Here is a 2,040-nt window from a genome sequence, read left to right on the forward strand (position 1 = left end):
CCGGACCGGCGGGCGCAGCGAGCGGCAGCGGTGCGCCCAGCGATCCGGCGCCGACCATCCGACCGGTTACCGGGCCGTTGGCGCACTCGGGGATGCCGCGGATCTCCGCCATCCGCTGTAGCGAGCGGTCGAGTCGTTCGGGCTGCAGCACGCCGTTGGCCACCGCTGCCTCCACGGAATCCAGGGCCTCGCCGATGCCGTCGGTGGTGATCCACAACGGAGAGTCGGCGCCGGCGATGAGCGCTTCGGTCACCGCGCGGGGCAGCGAGAATTCGTCGGAGACGGCGCGCATGCCGGACAGGTCATCGGTGAAGATCGGCCCCTCGAAAGCAGGCGCGCCGTAGCCGTGGCCGTCCCGGAGTAACCGGTAGGCGGCCGGGGACATCGATGCAGGTCGGTCCGCGCCGGTCAGACCGGGCACCTGCTGGTGTCCGAGCATCATGCCGGTGTCCGGCGTGGCCGCGAGCTCGGCGAACGGCCGGAGATCGTGGGCGGTGAGCTGGTCCAACGGCGGCACGGTCACGGCATCGAAGTGACTGTCGCCGGAGGAGCGGCCGTGGCCGGGGAAGTGCTTGAACACCGGGGTGATCCCGGCATCGAGCAGGCCGGTGGAGAAGGCGCGCGCGTATTCGGTGACGCGGGCCGGGTCGGGGGAGAAGGAGCGGTCACCGATCACGGCTCGGTCGGGCTGATCGGACACGTCGAGAGAGGGAGCGAAATCGACCGTCACACCCATGCCCGCGAGGAACTCGCCACGCTTGCGGGCGGTCTCGCGAACCTCGGCCGGGCTCATCGTGTTGGCCATCACCCGCGCGGACGGCATCGGCCCGGCGTAGGGCGCGATCCGCGACACTCGGCCGCCCTCCTCATCGATAGAGACGAGCAGCGGCAGCGGGGCGATGCTCTGCAACTGGGCCAGCCCGTCGCCGGCGACGACCTCGCCCACGACGCTCGATCCGATGAACACGCCACCGATGTTGTGCTGCTCCACGGCGCGGCGGGCATCGGCCATCGAGCTCACGCCCACTGTGAACAGCTGCGCGATCCGCTCGCGCTGGGACATCTGCGCGAAAGGGGAGTCACACGGGCTGATCGGCGGGGAGGCGGCAGCGTCCTCGCCCGTGCCCTCGCCGCCCTCCTGGCTCGCCGCATGGTCCGTCGCCGGGGAATCCGCCTGGTCCGCCGGTGCGGCCGAACCGCAGCCGACCAGTGCGAGCGCAGTGATCGCCACTACGGTCGTCAGACGGAGTCGGCGGTGAAGGGACACGGGTTCAAATGTAACCGGAGGGGCTGATCAGACCATATTCCTCGCCGTAACTCGGAGGCACGGCGCCAGGCACGGCGCCAGGCACGGTGCCAGGCAATGTGCCAGGCGCAGCGCCAGGCATAGCGCCAGGCACGGCGCCGAAGGGAGTTCACCGGCCGTCCACCTCGGGGTGCCATCGTGTGCCGGTGACTGCATCTCTTGATCGGCGGCTCGGCCTGACCGACGCCGTGGTGGTGGGGCTCGGCGCGATGATCGGTGCCGGCGTTTTTGTTGCCTTTGCTCCCGCAACGGCTCGTGCGGGATCGCTCGTGTGGATCTCGCTGGCGATCGCCGCCGTCGTGGCGGTGTGCAATGCGCTGTCCTCGGCCAGGTTGGCGGCCCAGTTCCCCGCCGCGGGCGGCACCTACGTGTACGGGCGCGAAATGCTGGGCCCGCTGCCCGGCTTTCTCGCCGGCTGGGGATTCGTGGTGGGCAAGACCGCCTCGTGTGCGGCGATGGCACTGACGGTGGGCCTGTACATCTGGCCCGAGCACGCGAACCTGGTGGCCGCTGCGGCGGTGATCGCACTCACCGTGCTTTCGGTCGCGGGCGTGCAGCGCACCGCGACGGTGGCAAAGTTGCTGGTGGCGATTGTGCTGGCCGTTCTCGCGGTGTTCCTCGTGCTGGCGTGGATGGCCCCGGCGGCCGGTAGCGGGGCAGGCGCGGGCGTGGGCGCTGGTGCGGGCGTTGCGGGAGCGGGCGCGGAGGCTGTGGGAGCGGCTCTTGCGCCGGCG

2 protein-coding genes are annotated in these 2,040 nt (G+C 71.0%); one reads left to right on the forward strand and one right to left on the reverse strand.

Annotated elements, in window-relative coordinates; all coding sequences use genetic code 11:
* Positions 1 to 1,267, reverse strand: a 1,267-nt coding sequence (locus tag G6016_RS15125; RefSeq protein WP_182633440.1) for a glycoside hydrolase family 3 N-terminal domain-containing protein, incomplete at its 3' end; no start/stop codon positions are given.
* A 185-nt stretch (positions 1,268 to 1,452) separates the two neighbouring features.
* Between G6016_RS15125 and G6016_RS15130 the strand changes: the two genes are divergently transcribed.
* The coding region (locus G6016_RS15130) for an amino acid permease (RefSeq protein ID WP_182633441.1) at positions 1,453 to 2,040 on the forward strand (588 nt) is incomplete at its 3' end.

This window comes from Dietzia aerolata, from assembly GCF_014144865.1.
Classification (GTDB): domain Bacteria; phylum Actinomycetota; class Actinomycetes; order Mycobacteriales; family Mycobacteriaceae; genus Dietzia; species Dietzia aerolata.